16 protein-coding genes are annotated in these 17422 nt (G+C 54.5%); 7 read left to right on the top strand and 9 right to left on the bottom strand.

Annotated elements, in window-relative coordinates:
• Positions 1-10: 10 nt before the first annotated feature.
• The 4 genes from cysG (at position 11) to HBA55_RS16275 (ending at position 4245) form a co-directional block, all read left to right on the top strand.
• On the top strand, positions 11-1408 hold the full coding sequence (cysG, locus tag HBA55_RS16290) for a siroheme synthase CysG (protein ID WP_166993609.1): 1398 nt from the start codon (positions 11-13) through the stop codon (positions 1406-1408).
• A gap of 271 nt (positions 1409-1679) precedes the next feature.
• Positions 1680-1934, top strand: coding sequence for a hypothetical protein (locus tag HBA55_RS16285; protein ID WP_166993607.1), 255 nt, complete (start codon positions 1680-1682; stop codon positions 1932-1934).
• 126 nt (positions 1935-2060) lie between these two features.
• Positions 2061-3425 carry a glutathione-disulfide reductase gene (gene gorA, locus HBA55_RS16280; protein WP_166993605.1) on the top strand — a complete coding sequence of 455 codons (1365 nt, stop codon included), beginning with the start codon at positions 2061-2063 and terminating at the stop codon, positions 3423-3425.
• Between the two features lie 553 nt (positions 3426-3978).
• Positions 3979-4245, top strand: coding sequence for a hypothetical protein (locus HBA55_RS16275; protein ID WP_166993604.1), 267 nt, complete (start codon positions 3979-3981; stop codon positions 4243-4245).
• Positions 4246-4277: 32 nt separating this feature from the next.
• Here the strand turns inward: HBA55_RS16275 and HBA55_RS16270 are convergent, their stop codons facing one another.
• From HBA55_RS16270 to HBA55_RS16260, 3 genes are all read right to left on the bottom strand, one after another.
• Positions 4278-5444 carry a cation:proton antiporter gene (locus HBA55_RS16270; protein WP_166993602.1) on the bottom strand — a complete coding sequence of 389 codons (1167 nt, stop codon included), beginning with the start codon at positions 5442-5444 and terminating at the stop codon, positions 4278-4280.
• Positions 5445-5654: 210 nt separating this feature from the next.
• Positions 5655-6152 (bottom strand): DUF934 domain-containing protein, encoded by a 498-nt coding sequence (locus tag HBA55_RS16265; RefSeq protein WP_166993600.1) that lies wholly within the window; start codon positions 6150-6152, stop codon positions 5655-5657.
• On the bottom strand, positions 6136-7800 hold the full coding sequence (locus HBA55_RS16260) for a nitrite/sulfite reductase (RefSeq protein WP_166993598.1): 1665 nt from the start codon (positions 7798-7800) through the stop codon (positions 6136-6138). Before HBA55_RS16260 ends, HBA55_RS16265 begins: the two co-directional genes overlap by 17 nt.
• A 632-nt stretch (positions 7801-8432) precedes the next feature.
• Between HBA55_RS16260 and HBA55_RS16255 the strand changes: the two genes are divergently transcribed.
• Positions 8433-8900, top strand: a complete 468-nt coding sequence (locus tag HBA55_RS16255) for a MarR family winged helix-turn-helix transcriptional regulator (protein WP_166993596.1) — start codon at positions 8433-8435, stop codon at positions 8898-8900.
• Here the strand turns inward: HBA55_RS16255 and HBA55_RS16250 are convergent.
• The 4 genes from HBA55_RS16250 to metH form a co-directional block, all read right to left on the bottom strand.
• Positions 8889-9104 (bottom strand): DUF2970 domain-containing protein, encoded by a 216-nt coding sequence (locus HBA55_RS16250; RefSeq protein ID WP_206019830.1) that lies wholly within the window; start codon positions 9102-9104, stop codon positions 8889-8891. The genes HBA55_RS16255 and HBA55_RS16250 overlap by 12 nt on opposite strands.
• 64 nt (positions 9105-9168) lie before the next feature.
• Positions 9169-9447 carry a hypothetical protein gene (locus HBA55_RS16245; RefSeq protein WP_166993594.1) on the bottom strand — a complete coding sequence of 93 codons (279 nt, stop codon included), beginning with the start codon at positions 9445-9447 and terminating at the stop codon, positions 9169-9171.
• A gap of 91 nt (positions 9448-9538) precedes the next feature.
• Positions 9539-9934 (bottom strand): hypothetical protein, encoded by a 396-nt coding sequence (locus HBA55_RS16240; RefSeq protein WP_166993592.1) that lies wholly within the window; start codon positions 9932-9934, stop codon positions 9539-9541.
• Between the two features lie 165 nt (positions 9935-10099).
• Complete coding sequence (gene metH, locus HBA55_RS16235) at positions 10100-13798, bottom strand: methionine synthase (RefSeq protein ID WP_166993590.1); 3699 nt, start codon at positions 13796-13798, stop codon at positions 10100-10102.
• A 224-nt stretch (positions 13799-14022) separates the two neighbouring features.
• Between metH and nfuA the strand changes: the two genes are divergently transcribed.
• Positions 14023-14607 carry a Fe-S biogenesis protein NfuA gene (nfuA, locus tag HBA55_RS16230; RefSeq protein ID WP_166993588.1) on the top strand — a complete coding sequence of 195 codons (585 nt, stop codon included), beginning with the start codon at positions 14023-14025 and terminating at the stop codon, positions 14605-14607.
• A gap of 111 nt (positions 14608-14718) precedes the next feature.
• On the top strand, positions 14719-15597 hold the full coding sequence (locus HBA55_RS16225; protein ID WP_166993586.1) for a crotonase/enoyl-CoA hydratase family protein: 879 nt from the start codon (positions 14719-14721) through the stop codon (positions 15595-15597).
• Positions 15598-15612: 15 nt separating this feature from the next.
• Here HBA55_RS16225 and HBA55_RS16220 read toward each other — a convergent pair whose 3' ends face one another.
• Positions 15613-16011 carry a hypothetical protein gene (locus HBA55_RS16220; protein WP_166993584.1) on the bottom strand — a complete coding sequence of 133 codons (399 nt, stop codon included), beginning with the start codon at positions 16009-16011 and terminating at the stop codon, positions 15613-15615.
• Between the two features lie 287 nt (positions 16012-16298).
• A complete protein-coding gene (locus HBA55_RS16215; RefSeq protein ID WP_166993582.1) occupies positions 16299-17387 on the bottom strand; it encodes a 3-deoxy-7-phosphoheptulonate synthase in 1089 nt (362 codons plus the stop codon).
• Positions 17388-17422: the final 35 nt, after the last annotated feature.

The following is a 17422-nucleotide window of genomic DNA, read 5'->3' as shown; positions in this document are numbered from 1 at the left end:
TCTGGTAAACATGGAACACTTTCCTCTGTTTATCCGCCTGACGGAGCGCTCTTGCCTGGTCGTCGGTGGTGGCCAGGTTGCCCTGCGCAAGGTGCACGCACTGCAGCGCTCGGGCGCGCGCCTGACGCTGCTGGCGCCGACACTCTGTGATCCCCTCCAGGAGCTGATTCAAGCCGACGGGGTGACCCATCTGCCGCGTTCGTTTCATCCTGACGCGGATGAGTCCGAGCTCATTCGGGGCGCTTTTCTGGTGGTCGCTGCGACAGACGATGACGCCTGCAATCACGCCATCGCCGAACAATGTGAGCGTCTGGGAGTCCATTGCAATGTGGCCAGTGATGCCGCAGCGGGTGATCTGGTGTTGCCGGCCATTATTGATCGAAGCCCTGTGGTTGTGGCTTTGAACAGTGGTGGTGCTTCCCCCACTGTGACTCGATACCTCAAACGACAATTGGAAGCGTTTCTTCCGGCCAGATTGGGTCAGGTGGCGCTCTGGGCGGAGCAGTGGCGTTCCCGCGTCAAACAGCGACTGTCTGATATAAAACTGCGGCGGCGACTCTGGGACCGAGTGTTGTCCGGTCTGGCAGCCAGCTACGTCAGTTATGGGAATCAGCAGGCCGCTGACAACATTATTGAGCAACACCTTGGCGAAGCAGAGCGTGGCGTGCTGGACGGAGAGGTCTTTCTGGTCGGCGCTGGTCCCGGTGACCCGGACTTGCTGACTCTCAAAGCTCTGCGACTCATCCAGCAAGCTGATGTGGTGTTGTATGACCGCCTGGTTTCCGAACCAATCATGTCGCTGCTGCCAAAGGAATGCGAACGAATTTACGTGGGTAAACGCCAGGCCGACCACGCGGTACCCCAGCAGGATATCAACCAACTGTTGGTGGATCTGGCGCGCCAGGGCCGTAATGTGTTGAGGCTTAAGGGTGGAGACCCTTTTATCTTTGGTCGCGGGGGCGAGGAAATCGAAAAACTGGCGGGGCAGGGTGTCCCTTTCCAGGTGGTTCCGGGTATTACCGCCGCCTCTGGCTGTGCCAGTTATGCCGGGATCCCGTTAACACATCGCGACTACGCGCAATCCGTGCGGTTTGTGACCGGACACCTTCAAAACAACGAGACTAACCTCGAATGGCCGGAGCTGGCACGAGGCGGCCAGACCCTGGTGTTTTATATGGGGTTAAGCGGTTTACCCGCCATATGCCAGGCGTTGCAGCAGTATGGCCGACAGGCAGAGACACCGGCCGCCATTGTGGAAAGAGGCACCACGCCTGATCAACGGGTGCTGACGGGTACACTTGAAAGTCTCCCTGAAATTGTTGCCGGTCAGAAGGTTAAAGCACCTACGTTGCTGATTGTCGGTGAAGTGGTGCAACTGCAATCCCAATTATCCTGGTTTCATCCCTGATTTTCTCTCAGCCTTTGGCTCTGATCCTTCTTTCCATGTGGCCTCTTATGACCACTGTTTGGTAGCCCCCTTGTAAAGCCTTTTGGCATCTGGTCGATAATAATTAGGAGAGCTGTTTTATTGGTCAATATGAACAATTTCCCAGCTTTACTTGATGATTGTTGTCCTGGACTATGCTTAGGAAAAGACCCGTGTAGTGAAGAACGGGCATAACCATTGATGCCTTATCCGGTGATGGCTCCGCGATTCAATCCAATAGGAGGTGCTAATTATGGTGCAGATTATCGGTCCCACCGTACCCAATAATCCGGCTAGGCCTGCTCGTCCGAAATCACAGACCGGAACTTCCGAGGTGTCGGTGTCCCGGCATTTGCCTCAGCATCAGCCGCCGCCAGCCAAGAAGGATCGTCGCAAGAATGGTGAGCGTCGCGCTCCGGGTCAGGGACGTCGACCGCTGATGGATCTGCGTTCCGGGCAGGACAGGCGTCGCAGTGAAGATTCAGGGGGAGTGGACGTGACGGCTTGAAGCAGACCATTTCCATTGGTGTTAGCTATTAGAACTATATAAATAATTACTTCGATCAATCATCCCTTTTGGCGGTTTCTTGCTTTAGAATGACGCCATTGTCTGAACCTTCAGAGGGGATTGTTCGTGTCCGAATTTGATTTTGATCTGTTTGTCATTGGCGCCGGTTCCGGCGGCGTCCGAGCCAGTCGTATGGCCTCCCAGTATGGTGCCAAGGTGGCTGTGGCGGAGGATACCTACTTGGGTGGTACCTGTGTCAATGTCGGCTGTGTACCTAAAAAACTGTTTGTTTACGGTTCTCATGTGCCCGAAGAGGTTGAAGCCGCGGCTGGTTTTGGCTGGAGAGTGTCTGAGCCACAGTTTGACTGGCCGACTCTGCGGGATAACAAAACCCGGGAAATTCAGCGTCTCAATGGAGTTTACCGAAATATTCTTGCCAGTGCCGGAGTGGAGTTGATTGAGGGGCGTGCCCGATTGCTGGACGCTCATACGGTGGAGGTGGCCGGCAAGCAGTACAGTGCCGAGAGAATTCTGATTGCTACGGGTGGCTGGCCGAAGATTCCCGAGATTCCTGGCCGCGAGCATATTATCAGTTCCAATGAAGCCTTTTATCTTCAGGAGTTCCCGCGTCGGGTACTGGTGTTGGGCGGTGGTTATATCGCCGTAGAGTTTGCCGGTATTTTTAATGGCTTGGGAGCGGAGACAGAGTTGTTGTATCGCGGTCCGCTGTTCCTGCGCGGGTTTGATGAGGAGGTACGTCGTTTTGTCGCCGGGCAGGTGGCGGAGAAGGGGGTCAAGTTGACTTTCGAGACGAATTTGGTATCTGTTGAAAAGCTGGATTCCGGCGAGTTGAAGGCGACGTTGACGGATGGCACTGAGCGTATTGTGGATTGCGTCATGGCGGCGACGGGTCGGGCACCCAAGATTGAGGGGCTGGGGCTGGAGAATACGGCGGTGACAACGGGTCGTAATGGTGCCGTCGAGGTGAATGAGGATTTTCAGACAAGTGAACCGAGTATTTATGCGCTGGGCGATGTGATTGGGCGCATGGAGCTGACGCCTGTGGCTTTGGCTGAAGGTATGGCGCTGGCCAAGAGTTTGTATTTGGGCGAACCGACGTCGGTGGATTATGAGAATATTGCTACAGCGGTGTTTTGTCAGCCTAATATTGCGACGGTCGGGTTGACTGAGGAGCAAGTATTGGAGCGCGGTATCCGCGCGCGTGTTTATACGGCCGATTTTAAGCATATGAAGCACACCTTGTCGGGGTTGGCTGAGCGGACGTTTATGAAGATTTTGGTAGATGATGCTTCAGACAAGGTCATCGGCTGTCATATGGTGGGGCAGGATGCCGGTGAGATTATTCAGGGCATTGCGATTGCGATTAAGGCCGGGGCGACCAAGTCTGATTTTGACCAGACAATCGGAATTCATCCTACAGCAGCTGAAGAGTTTGTGACTATGAGGGAGCCTTCCCGTGTAATCGGTTGAATTGCAGAGTCTGACTCGGCAGTTCCCTGTGGTGGGTTAGCGCCCAGAGGAACCGACCGCCGTGTTGTTGACTGCTCTGTGCCATAACCGGAAGTTCATAATCCTGGTTCAGGGCACCATGGGCGTTCGATAATGTCCGCAACGGCCGCACGACGTAGGGTGGATTAGAAGCGCTTTGCGCTTCGTAATCCACCGATCCGCCGAAGGTTTAAATTGGCGGCGGCCGTGTACAAATCACCTGTTGCAGGCACATTCAAGGGTGTTAAAAACCGGGCCGAAGCCAACGAACATCTCCGGCAGAACCGGCGGATTACGGCGCAAGCGCCTAATCCGCCCTACGCATAAACAACGCCGTCAGAGTACCAATCCTGCGAATTTCTAAGACCGGTTATGGCACACTGCTGACTGTCAGGTCGTTCCGGCTTCCTTCAGATTCCCCCCTTTGCCACCCAATACTTGGGTTCGTCACGGTCGGTGCTGATAAAGTGTCTATACTGGAATTGGGTGCCGTGCCTTTTCTGGTGCCTTTATCGGAGTTCCTCCAGAGGTGCCTATGTTCAAGGATCTTGTTCGTTTTTATTGGTCGCTGTGGGCGCAGATGTCCTGGCAGCCACACTGGTTGAACAGCCGCGACCCGGACGCAGAGCATTTTCATCGGCGTCGTTTCACCCACAAGTATCGTGAAAAGCAGCGCATTGTCCGCAGTGTCTGGTTCAGTGCGGGAGTAGTGATGCTGGCGTTTCCCCAGCCCCATGTGGTGATTGCACTATTGTTGTTCACCACATTTCTTTCTTTTTGTATTCTCGACGAAACCGAGTAGTGTTTATTCGGTGTTCTCTCTCTGTCTATGCTTTAGTCCCGTCGCAGTCGGTCGCTAACGGCGATGGGGTTGGGGTAGTTGAAAATGACAATGTAGCTCGATACCAGGAAGGTTATGATGGCGGTCGCCTGGATCAGTACCGATGCTTTTTCTCCAATCAGCGCGGCGTTTGATGCGACGAACGCGATCAGCAGCGAAAATTCACTGATTTGACCCAATCGGAAACCGATATCCCAGGCAAGGCTGGTTTTTTCGCTAAGACGTCCGAGCAGGAAGCGGAAGGTCATCGGTTTGATGACGAGTATGGCGGTGGCCAGGAGCGAGGCGGCGACGATGATATCGGGCAGCAGGGAGAGGTTGAATTGCGCTCCAATTGAAAAGAAGAAGAGGATAAGAAAAAAGTCGCGCAGGGGTTTGAGATTAATGGCGATGTATTGGGCGATGGGGCTGGTGGCAATGGAAATGCCGGCGATAAAGGCGCCGATTTCTGCAGAGAGGCCGGCGTAGGCGGCGAGTTCGGCGAAGCCGAGGCACCAGCCGATGGCGAGCAGGAAGATATATTCGTGGAAGCGATCGAATTTGTGGATGAGCTTTAGCAGCACGTATTTTACGAAGACGAAGGCAAACAGTCCCAGTAAGGGCAGGGCGATGAGTGTGGTACCGAGCTGGGAGAGGTCGACTTCACCGACGTCACCGCTGAGCAGGATCATCAGGCAGAGGATGGCGAGGAAGTCCTGCATCAACAGAAGTCCCACCATGAGTTCACCGGTGTGTTTGTGGTGCAGCACAGTGGTGGGCAGGAGCTTGATGCCGATAATGGTACTGGAGAACATCATGGCCATGCCAATGACGAGGTTTTCCATGTGGGAAAAACCGAAAGCATAACCCACGCCGTAGCCGCCCAGAGCGAAAACCGCGGAGCTGATGAGGCCGACACTGGTGGCTTTTTTGAGAACGGCAAAGAGGGCTTTGGGCTGCATGTCCAGGCCGAGCAGAAACAGCAGAAAGATAATACCGATGTGGGACATGTCGGTAACCAGCGACAGATCGGTAATAAAGCCCAGTCCATAGGGGCCGAGCAGCGCCCCCAGTGCGATGTAAGCAACCAAAAGCGGTTGGCGTGTGTAGAGCGCCAGTGAGGCAATGACGGCGGCGCCGGTGAATATCAAAAAGAACGACTGGAAAATCGAATCGTGCATGTCCTTGCGCTTGTTCCGCAGTGTAAAGGGTCTTTGTACCTTAATTTGGTCGCCTTTGCGAGGCGCTCTCTAAAGATTGATGAGTATATGGGAGAAAGTGACCGGGGCGGAGTTACGAGCGTGGAAAAAAGTACGGCCGCAAGGTGTTGAAGCCTGCGGCCGTATTTTTTGCATCGACTGTTTGGTTGTCGACTTAAACCTGGCGTTTGATTAAGCCCTGCGGCGGAACAGCGGCAGGGGCTGGTCGACGCTGGCCTGGTAGCCTTCGGTAAAGTCGTTCAAGGACTCGATCGCTGCTGCAAGGTCAATGGAGTCATCCAGATCAAAGCTGTTGAATCCGCAACGCTTGAGGTAGCAGAGTTGGTCACGGATAACACCCCCGATTGCGCGCAGTTCGCCGGTGAAGCCGTGGCGTTCGCGCAGCAGACGAGCGGTGGAGAATCCGCGTCCGTCCATAAAGCCGGGAAAGTTGACCGCGATCAGGGGCAGCTTGGAGGCGTCGTCACCTATTTCGTCTGCCAGTTGGTCGCTGTCCAGCCATACGCCGATTTCATCAGCCCGCTGTGACAGGGTTTCTTTTTGTGCGTGCCAGACGTTCAGCGGCACAATCACCTGGCCGGCCGGGACTTCGGTGCTGGCGTCATCGGAGGCGGCCAGCAGTTGCCAGTTATCTTCAGCAATGGCGCTGTCTTTAATCAGCTTTGGCATAGACCTTCTCCTTGAACGGGGCCAGACCAATACGGCGGTAAGTGTCGATAAATTGCTCGCCGTCTACGCGTTGACCCACGTAGACATCAATCAGTTTCTGTACCACAGCGGCCATCTCTTCGGCGCCGAAGGCAGGGCCGAGCACTTTGCCGAGGCTGGCGTCGGTGCCGGCGTTTCCGCCGAGCTGGACCTGATAGAATTCTTCGCCTTTTTTGTCCACACCCAAAATGCCAATATGGCCCACGTGGTGGTGACCACAAGCGTTCATACAGCCGGAGATGTTGAGGTCTAGATCGCCCAGGTCGTAGAGGTAATCCAGGTCGTCGAATTGACGCTGAATAGACTCAGCAATGGGCAGGGACTTGGCATTGGCCAGGGAGCAGAAATCGCCGCCCGGGCAGCAGATCAGGTCGGTCAGTGTGCCAATGTTGGGAGTGGCGAATCCGCCGCTCCTGGCAGCTTGCCAGAGTTCGAACAGTTGCTCCTTGCGTACGTCACCCAGCACGATGTTTTGTTCGTGAGTGGTGCGTACCTCACCGAAGCTGAATTTGTCGGCCAGCTCTGCGATGGCTTCCAGCTGGCTGTCGGTGATATCGCCGGGGGCGACGCCGGTAGGCTTCAGGGACAGTGATACGGCCGCGTAGCCGGGCTGGCGGTGTTCGCGAACGTTGCGCTGCAGCCATTTGGCAAACGCGGGATTGTCGTCGCTGAGTTTCTGCAGATCGCTATCGGCAGCAGTATCGTCCAATTGGGCGTAGTCCGGCTGCGGGAAGAAGCGGGTGGCGCGTTGGATTTCTTCGCTGGTCAGGGCGGTCGGCCCTTCTTTCAGACGCTGGAATTCCTCTTCCACTTTGGCTGCAAACTGCTCGGGGCCCATGGCCTTGACCAGAATCTTGATGCGCGCCTTGTACTTGTTGTCCCTGCGTCCGAGCTGATTGTAGACGCGTACAATCGCGTCCAGGTAGGACAGCAGGTTTTCTTCGGGCAGGAATTCGTTGATGACGGAGCCGAGAATCGGCGTACGGCCCAGGCCGCCGCCTACAAGCACTTTGAAGCCCACTTCGCCAGCGTCGTTGCGCAGTACCTGCAGGCCAATGTCGTGCACCTGGATGGCAGCGCGGTCTTCAGCGGCCCCCGTCACGGCAATCTTGAACTTGCGCGGCAAGAAAGCGAATTCGGGGTGGAAGGACGACCACTGGCGAATAATTTCGCAATAAGGACGGGGGTCGACCACTTCGTCCTTGGCAATACCGGCAAACTGATCGGAGGTGGTGTTACGGATACAGTTTCCGCTGGACTGGGTCGCGTGCATTTCCACTTCAGCCAGTTCGCTGAGAATATCAGGCACTTCGGCGAGATCCGGCCAGTTGAACTGGATGTTCTGACGAGTACTGATGTGGCAGTAACCTTTGTCGTAATGGCGGGCTACATAGGCCAGCTTGCGCAGTTGCTTGGAGCTGAGCATGCCGTAGGGGACGTTGATCCGCAGCATGGGGGCCAGGCGCTGAACATAGAGGCCGTTTTGCAAGCGCAAGGGGAGGAACTCTTCTTCTTTGAGTTCGCCGGCAAGATATCGCTCGGTCTGGCCTCTGAACTGGGCCACACGTTCGCCGATGATCTTGTGATCATACTCGTCGTATTGGTACATATAAAAAGTACACCTGGTTTTTCTGTGGTTATTCGAAACAGATGGCCAAGACATCGGCTTCGATCACGGTTGGGACAACTAATTGTTTAAGATCAGTGACTTGTCCACTAAAAGAGGCGCGAAGGATACACCAAATCGTGTATTACCGCGAGTGGCGAAAATGGGGCGAAAAGTAACGCCAAAAGTTACCCCTTATGTGTAAGTTGTTGAAGCTATGGGCAATTTAAGACAATTTATGAATAAGCTGATTTTTTCGCTTGATAGACTAAATTCTTATATGTTTAGAATCGTAAAGCTAGAGCTTGTCTAGCGACTTCTGTTCATACGTTAGCGGAGAATAACAATAATGCACGATGAATTTGAGATGCAGGAACCCGGTGATAGCACAGCCGATGCCATTGCGGCAGTGGCACTGATCGCCATTTTTGTTGCCACTTGTGTATTCTGGGTCAGCGGCCAGTAATCGTCGCTGATTCAGTTTCCTTCTTTGCTGAGCCGGTGCGGTCAGCGAAGAGGCAATGATCGAATTCATAAAACGGCAGGGTGTCTCATCCTGGCGTTTTTCCTGAGTATATGATTGACTGGTCTATTATTGATATTGAAATCATATAAACGTTGCTTGTGATCCTCCGATGACCTTTGCCCTTAATCAAAGCTATACCTATTGGATTTCCCGGCTTGCGAATCTGCTGCAGGAAAGTTTCAACCGGGAGCTTCAAACCCTGGATGTGACCTGGCCCCAGTGGATGGTGGTCAATACTGTTTCCCGGGGGGTGGCGGATACTCCGGCCGAGGTGGCCCGGCAGTTGGGCGTTGACCGATCTGCTGTCACACGACTGCTGGACCGCCTGGAGAAAAAGGGGCTGTTGCAACGCCAGCACAGTCAGCAGGACAGACGTTCAGTGACTTTGAGTATGACCCCCGGCGGCGCGCTTATGGTTGAGCATATGGATGAGGCCGCTGAACGCCATCAGCGGGACATACTCGCAACCTTGCCGGAATCGGAGCAACAAATGCTCAAGCTGCAATTGTCCCGGCTGTTAAGAGAGTTGGGCGTGGAATCCAGAGATACCTGGAAATCCTGGCGTTCAGCTCGGTAGTACGGCTTGCACCACTCCGTAGACAGCGGCAATAAAGGCCAATGTGAAAATAATACCGGCGATAATAAACACCCAGATGTTGCCGTGTTTAAAATCCCGTTCGCGGTTATGTTGGCTTTGCACCCCAAAGGCGGCGGCAAAGGTACTGGCGATCACGGCCAGTAGCCCCGGTTGTTGTTCGTCGTCCATTCCTGATACTCCCATTGCCATTTCCGGAAACTCCTGAGTTCAAGAGTACCAGTCCCCAAACGGTTGCGGTAGGGGAGTATCAATGGTTGGCAAGCTGCTGGGCTGAGGAGGACTTGATGTTGTTCTTCTTCAGTGTTTCCCGGGCCTGGCGGTAGTCCCAAAGGCCAATACGCAATCGGTAATAGCACATTTTGCGCTGCTCGACGGGTATATCGTTGCAGCTGCTGCGCAGCTTGCGGTACTCATTGACTATGCTGATGGCCAGCTCAATTTCTGCCTGGCTGGGTTTGGTTTGCGCGGCGAGGCTGGTCGCCGGGCAGGTAGTGAGAAGCAAAGCAAGAGCTAAAGCGCGGAACACGTGGGTGTCTCCCTTAACCGGCAGGGAACAGAGACGCTCATTCTAGAGACTTTAGATGACAATTTTCTTACGGGATCAGGATGTCAGTCTCTCAGGCTGATACATCAATATTAGGCGTTGGAGCGTCGTTGTTGATAGCGTCAAATCGATCCTGCAGTTGATTGCGCTGCTCCTGGTTGGTGTTCTGGCCATCAATAGCCTGCTGGGCGAGTTCATCCTGTGTTGGTTCAACGATGTCATTGACGGTCTCGGTATTGTTATCTGTATCGGTATTGCTGCCAGTATTGCGCAATAGCAGCTGATTGAGGTCCGTCGTTTCGATGCTCGGCTGAACGCTGTTGCTCGGAGGGGGTTCAGAGGGAGGTGGTTCTGTTGGGGTGGCCACTGGCTCAGGCGTTTGCACCGGTTCGGGTTCGGGCGTGCTCAGGCGCTCATTGCGGGGCACCGGTGGTGTGGGGGCTGTGCCGGAAAGAACGTTGACTTCCATAGTGGAGCTCCTCTGAATCCTTCTAGAGTATAGCTCCCTGGGAATGATCAACAGCAGATTAGATCAATTGCAGCTGTTTAATTAATAGTCAATTGCTATGTGTTCGGGGCCGAACGGCCCCGATTGCGTCGCGAAGTGGGTTTAATCCTGGTAACCCGGGCTGATTCAGTAATCGAGCACCGGTTGTAACCAGCGCTCCAGCTCTGTGACGCTCATGCCTTTGCGTTGTGCCAGCGACTCCACCTGATCCTTCTGGATCTTGCCAGTGTTGAAGTAACGCGACTCCGGGTGAGAGAAGTACCAGCCGCTGACGGCCGCTGCTGGATACATGGCAAAGTGCTCGGTCAGTTCCACACCAATGCGCGCCTCCGCGTCCAGGAGTTTGAACAGGGTGGCTTTCTCACTGTGGTCAGGACAGGCCGGATAGCCGGGAGCCGGGCGGATGCCGGTGTAGGCCTCTTTGATTAGCTCCTCATTGCTGAACTGCTCATCCGGTGCGTAACCCCAGAGTTCGCGACGTACTTTTTCGTGCATATGTTCCGCAAAGGCTTCCGCCAGGCGATCAGCCAGTGCTTTAACCATAATGCTGCTGTAGTCATCGTGAGCATCTTCATAGGATTTGGCCAGGGCTTCGGCGCCTATGCCCGCAGTCGTGACAAAGCCTCCAATGTAGTCCTCCACACCCGTATCATCGGGAGCAATAAAGTCCGCCAGCGACGTGTTGGGTCTGGTATTGCCAGGTTTCTGCACCTGTTGGCGAATATGATGCAGCCGAGCCAGTTCGCTGCCGCGTGAATCATCGGCGTAGACCGCAATATCGTCGGCATTAACGCTGTTGGCAGGCCAAAAACCGACAACCGCTCGGGCGGTCAGTAATTTCTCATCGATGATCTTCTTGAGCAGTGCCTGAGCGTCGTTGTACAGGTTGGTTGCCGCCTCGCCCACCACATCGTCTTCCAGGATGCGGGGGAATTTGCCCACCAGGTCCCAGGAGATAAAAAATGGGGTCCAGTCGATACGCTCCACCAACTCTTCCAACGGATAACCATCAAACACTTTGACGCCAGTAAAGCGGGGTTTGGCGGGTGTATAGTTGCCCCAGTCAAACTTCGGTCCACTCTGGATGGCCTCTGCGTAGGTGCGGACCACACCGCGGGCCTTGCGGCCGGCATTGCGTTCGCGCACCTTCTCGTATTCTTCGCGAGTGTCACTCAGGAACTTGTCCCGCAGTTCGTCCGACAGCAGGCTGGTGGCCACCCCCACTGCCCGGGAGGCGTCCGCCACATAAGCTACCTGGTTGATATTCAGGTTGGGGTCGATTTTAACTGCAGTGTGGGCCTTGGATGTGGTGGCGCCGCCGATCAACAGGGGTTTGTTGATGCCCTGGCGTTCCATCTCTTTGGCCACTGTCACCATTTCATCCAGGGATGGGGTGATCAGACCAGACAGGCCGATGATGTCGCAGTTTTCCTCGACGGCCACTTGCAGGATTTTCTCGCAAGGCACCATCACGCCCAGGTCCACCACCTCAAAATTGTTGCACTGCAGTACCACACCCACAATATTCTTGCCGATATCGTGTACATCGCCTTTTACGGTGGCCATCAGGATCTTGCCGTTACTCTCGGCGCCTTCTTCTTTCTCATCCTCGATAAAGGGCTGCAGATGAGCGACCGCCTGTTTCATGACCCGGGCGGATTTAACCACCTGAGGCAGAAACATTTTACCCTCGCCAAACAGATCGCCAACCACATTCATGCCATCCATCAAGGGACCTTCGATCACGTCCAGGGGGCGACTGGTTTCAAGCCTGGCGGCTTCGGTGTCTTCGATAATATGGGTGGTAATTCCTTTGACCAGTGCGTGCTCAAGGCGTTTTTTGGTGGGCCAACCACGCCATTCCTGGTCTTCTTCCTGGCGTCCGCCACTGCCGTCGCCACGGAATTGATCGGCGATCTCCAGCAGTGCTTCAGTGGCATTAGAGTTGCGGTTATTGACCACGTCTTCGACCTTATCGCGCAAATCTGCGGGCAGATCGTCGTAAACCGCCAGTTGACCGGCGTTGACGATGCCCATATTGAGCCCGGCCTTGATGGCGTGGTACAGGAATACGGAGTGAATGGCTTCACGTACGGGGTTATTGCCACGGAAGGAGAAGGACACGTTGGAGATGCCGCCCGATACTCCGGCATGGGGCAGATTTTTGCGAATCCAGCGGGTGGCTTCAATAAAGTCGACGGCGTAATTGTTGTGCTCGTCAATACCGGTGGCAACCGCAAATACGTTGGGGTCGAAAATAATGTCGGCGGGATTAAAACCGACCTTGTCCACCAGCACCCGATAGGAGCGTTCGCAGATTTCGATTTTGCGCTGCTGGGTGTCGGCCTGACCCTGTTCATCAAAGGCCATGACCACAACGGCGGCGCCATAGCGCTGGCACAGGCGCGCCTTGTCGATAAACTCCTGCTCGCCTTCCTTGAGGCTGATGGAGTTGACGACGGGCTTGCCCTGGATGCATTTGAGGCCGGCTTCGATAACTTCCCACTTGGAGGAGTCGACCATAATAGGCACGCGTGCAATTTCCGGTTCGCTGGCGATCAGGTTGCAGAAACGGACCATGGCCGCTTCGGCATCCAGCATGCCCTCATCCATATTGATATCGATCACCTGGGCGCCGTCTTCCACCTGCTGCTGAGCGACCTCCAGCGCGGTATCGTAATCCTCTTCGATAATCAGGCGCTTGAAGCGAGCTGAACCAGTCACGTTGCAGCGTTCACCCACATTTACAAACAGGGAATCGGCGGTAATGTTAAAAGGCTCCAACCCGGACAGGCGGCAGGCGGGCTCGATCTCGGGAATCTGGCGCGGCGGATGTTTGGCTACCGCGTCGGCAATAGCCTTGATATGGCCGGGTGTGGTACCACAGCAACCGCCGACGATGTTGAGGAAACCACTGGAGGCAAATTCCTCCACGATAGGTGCCATGGCTGCGGGCTCCTGATCATATTCTCCGAATTCATTCGGCAGGCCAGCGTTGGGGTGCGCGGAGACGTAACAGCCGGCAACCCGGGACAGCTCCTGCACATACTGGCGCAGCTCTTCAGCGCCCAAAGCACAGTTCAAACCGATGGAGAGAGGCTTGGCGTGTGCCAGCGAGTTATAGAAGGCTTCGGTGGTCTGACCGGACAGAGTGCGGCCGGAGGCATCGGTAATGGTGCCGGAGATCATGATAGGCAGCTCGACATTCTCCCGCTCGAAATACTCCTGTACCGCATAGATCGCTGCCTTGGCGTTGAGTGTGTCGAAGATGGTTTCGATCAGAATGATATCGACACCGCCCTTGACCAGACCATCGCAGGATTCAATATAGTTTTCCACCAGCTCATCAAAGGTGACGTTGCGGGCGCCCGGGTCGTTGACGTTCGGAGAAATGGAGCAGGTGCGGCTGGTGGGGCCAATCACACCGGCAACAAACCTGGGCTTGTCAGGGTTTTTGGCGGTCACTGAATCGGCGGCCTCACGGGCGACGCGGGCCGAGGCCAGATTGATCTCGTGGGCAAGATCTTCCATGTCGTAGTCCGCCATGGAGACACGGGTACCGTTGAAGGTGTTGGTCTCGATAATGTCGGCACCGGCTTCCAGGTACGCGGTATGGATGTCCCGGATGATGCCTGGCTGGGTGATCGACAGCAGATCGTTATTGCCAGCAATATCCATGTGGTAATCCGCAAAACGCTTGCCTCGATAGTCGGCCTCTTGCAGTTTATAACCCTGGATCATGGTTCCCATGCCGCCGTCGAGGATCAGGATGCGTTGCTGAATGGCACTTTTCAGGGCGTCGATGCGATGGTTTCTGTCAGACATGGGTAAACCTGTATTCGAAAGATTCGGGTGGTGATGGATAAATCTATATCAAAATATTTTGATGTAGGTCGGCATTCTAGCAGAATCCCTCCGGCAGACCCAAATGAAAGATAGATCATTACCTATAGCCACAATGGATTTCTGGTTTTTATAAAAGGGTCTTTCCCCTAAAATAGCGCTACTCTCCCTAAGAGAGCTTTCAGGAGTCAGAGGTACCCATTCGAATGGTCAACGTGAATATTACTGAATCTGCCCAGGAGTATCTGGCGGAGCTGCTCAGCAAACAGGACTGCGAAGGTATTTCCATTCGTATGTTCGTCGCCAATCCCGGCACCCCTCAGGCAGAGACCTGCATCGCCTATTGCCGCCCCGGTGAAGAGCAGGAAGGAGACCTGGAGATGCCTCTCAAGGGCTTCAAGGCCTACTTCGAAGAGCGTAGTCTGCCGTTCCTGGAGGACGCCAAGGTCGATTATTCTCCCGACCGCATGGGTGGCCAGCTGACGATTCGGGCACCCAATTCCAAAATGCCTCAAGTCAACGATGACAGTCCGATCGAAGATCGAATTAATTACGTCCTCTACAATGATATCAACCCCGGTCTGGCTTCCCATGGGGGCAACGTCTCTTTGGTGGAGTTCACTGAAGACAAATATGCCGTACTGATGTTTGGCGGTGGTTGCCAGGGCTGCAGTGCGGTGGACGTCACCTTGAAGGAAGGTGTTGAAAAGACTCTGATGGAGAAAATCCCGGAATTGGCCGGTGTGCGTGATGGCACAGACCATACCGACGCATCTCACGCCTATATGTAACCAGATCCCGCGGTTGTCGCTGACCGCGGGTTTCCTGTCCCTATTGACCCTGTGACCAGGGGTTAACCCCTAGTAAGCTCTTCGCAATATTCAACGCTTGTGGAGATAATCATGGCTTACAGCACCATTAACTATGCGCTTGACAATCATGTTCTGACCATCACCCTTAATCGCCCCGAACAGATGAACGCCTTTACCGTAACCATGGCGGATGAGCTGGTGGACGCCTTTAAGCGGGCAAGCGCCGACGACGAGGTTCGGGCGGTAGTGGTCACTGGGGCAGGTAAGGCATTTTGCGCGGGCATGGATCTGAGTGTCGACGGCAACGTGTTCGGGCTCGACGAAACCCTGCGTCCCACCATGGAGGATATGGAAAACCGGTTTGACGATCCGGACTTTGTGTCTGCCGTGCGCGATACCGGCGGACTGGTAACCCTGGCTATCTACGATTGCACCAAGCCAGTGATCGGCGCTATCAACGGGGCTGCTGTGGGCATTGGGGCTACCATGACATTGGCCATGGATATTCGCCTGATGTCGGAAAAGGCCCGCATCGGCTTTGTATTCAATAAGATCGGTATTACCCCGGAAGCCTGCTCCACTTGGTTTCTGCCCAGGATTGTGGGGATCTCGAAGGCATTGGAGTGGACCTACAGCGCCGAGATTCTAAGTGCAGAACAGGCCTGCGAGGGCGGTTTGGTGAAAGAGGTGGTGAGCGCGGATCAATTGCTGGATAAAGCCTATGCCATGGCGCGCCATATTGCGGATAATGCCTCACCGGTTGCTATCGCCATGACCCGGCAAATGATGTACCGCAACGCTGCCATGCCGCACCCGCGTGATGCCCACAAAGTTGATTCGCTGGCAATTTTCTACCAGAGCCTGGCAGATGGTCGCGAAGGGGTGAATTCCTTTTTGGAGAAACGGGCGCCGCAGTTCAGGCAAACGGCGCCGAAGGACTTGCCAGATTTTTATCCGTGGTGGGATTAAATCCGGGGAGGGGGATTACTTGATCAGTCGGCCATGACCGAGAATGGTTTGGTAATGCTCCAGCTGCGACGGTGAGGTAACCTCGGTGCAGGTGACCTCTACCGGGTGATTGTCAACCCAGTGAATCAGGCACTGTCGGAACTTGCGCTGCTTGCCCTTGCCGGTGGCAATCAGGAACATACAACGACTGGAGCTGAGGTTGCGAGCGTTCATCAGCTGTGCCGCCATGCGAACGCATTCCTGCTGTTCGGGGTTCTTTTGGGAGCACAGAAACACATAATCAATCCCCATCATCTGCGAAAGATAGACGTCGATCGAGTTCTTTTGTGGTTCGATGGGCTGGGCCAACGACCGGATGCTGGTCTTAAGTTCAGTCACTTCTGGCCGAAAATCGGCCGAGCTTAGTGCGCTCATTATTTATTATTCTCCGGCATGGTACCTGTTTATGCTGGGGAGTTTGAACTTCCCGGTACCTATATTGTTATAGCTTTCTGCCTTTTTTCTCGCGCCTTTCCATGTTCTTGTGTGACTTTCGGGTCAACAACGAGGCAAAAGAGGGAATGCCCTATTGCGCGAGCCAGTCTACGGATATTACAGAATTATTGAAGAAATACCACTGTAAATGGGACTTTAGTCTAGGAAAATAAAAACGGGCCCTAAGGCCCGTTTTGAGGTGTTGCCGGCAACAGGGAAGGTCGGCGTCAGGCGTTCTTTTTAGAACTCTTGCGCTGCTTGAGCGGTGTTGCCAGTTTTGTTGCCATCTCAGTGAGAGTTCGTTCGGTGGTTTCCCAGTCGATACAGGCATCGGTTACAGAGACGCCGTACTGCAGATCGTCCAGGTTGGAGGAGATTTTCTGGTTACCTGGCCCGATATTACTTTCAATCATGATACCAATGATGGTTTCGTTACCCTCAATGATCTGATTGGCAATGTTGTCCATGACCAGCGGCTGCAGTTCGTGGTTCTTGTTGGAGTTCGCGTGGCTGCAGTCCACCATGATGTTGGTGGAAACGCCTGCTTTTTGCAGTTCCTGCTCACACAGTGCGATTGAAACAGAATCATAGTTAGGCTTGCCGGCGCCGCCGCGCAGCACCACATGGCCGTATGGGTTACCGCGGGTATGAGTAATAGCCACCTGGCCCTCGTGGTTTATACCGAGGAAGCGGTGCGGGCTGGAAACGGATTCCAGTGCATTGATGGCTACGGTCAGGCCACCGTCGGTGCCATTCTTGAAACCCACCGCAGAAGACAGGCCACTGGCCATTTCGCGATGAGTCTGGGACTCGGTGGTACGGGCGCCAATCGCGGACCAGGAAATCAGATCTTGAACATACTGCGGTGAGATGGGGTCCAGAGCCTCGGTGGCGGTGGGCAGCCCCATTTCCGAAACATCCAGCAGCAGCTGGCGGGCAGTGTGCAGACCGTCCTGGATCTTAAAGGAGTCGTCCAGGTAAGGATCGTTGATCAGACCTTTCCAGCCCACGGTTGTGCGGGGTTTTTCAAAATAGACACGCATGACAACATAAAGGGTGTCGCTGACGGCATCAGCCAGCTTCTTAAGGCGCTGGGCATAATCCTTGGCGGCTTTCACATCGTGAATAGAACAGGGGCCCACCACCACCATCAGACGGTGATCCTCGCCAGTGAGGATATTGCGAACCGTTTCGCGTCCTTCAGTTACAGTCTTGCGGGCCGCCTCGGAAAGCGGCATCTCATTTTTCAGCTCAGTTGGGGAAATCAGAATTTCCTGGGAGACAATATTGAGATCGTCTACGGCGAATTCGGTCATGGATAGGTCCATCAATCATTATAAAAAGGCGCTTA

The sequence above is a fragment of the Pseudomaricurvus alkylphenolicus genome (assembly GCF_011683955.1).
GTDB lineage: Bacteria > Pseudomonadota > Gammaproteobacteria > Pseudomonadales > Cellvibrionaceae > Pseudomaricurvus > Pseudomaricurvus alkylphenolicus.
The sequence above is the reverse complement of the archived record's forward strand: the minus strand, read 5'-3'. Positions and strand labels throughout refer to the sequence as shown.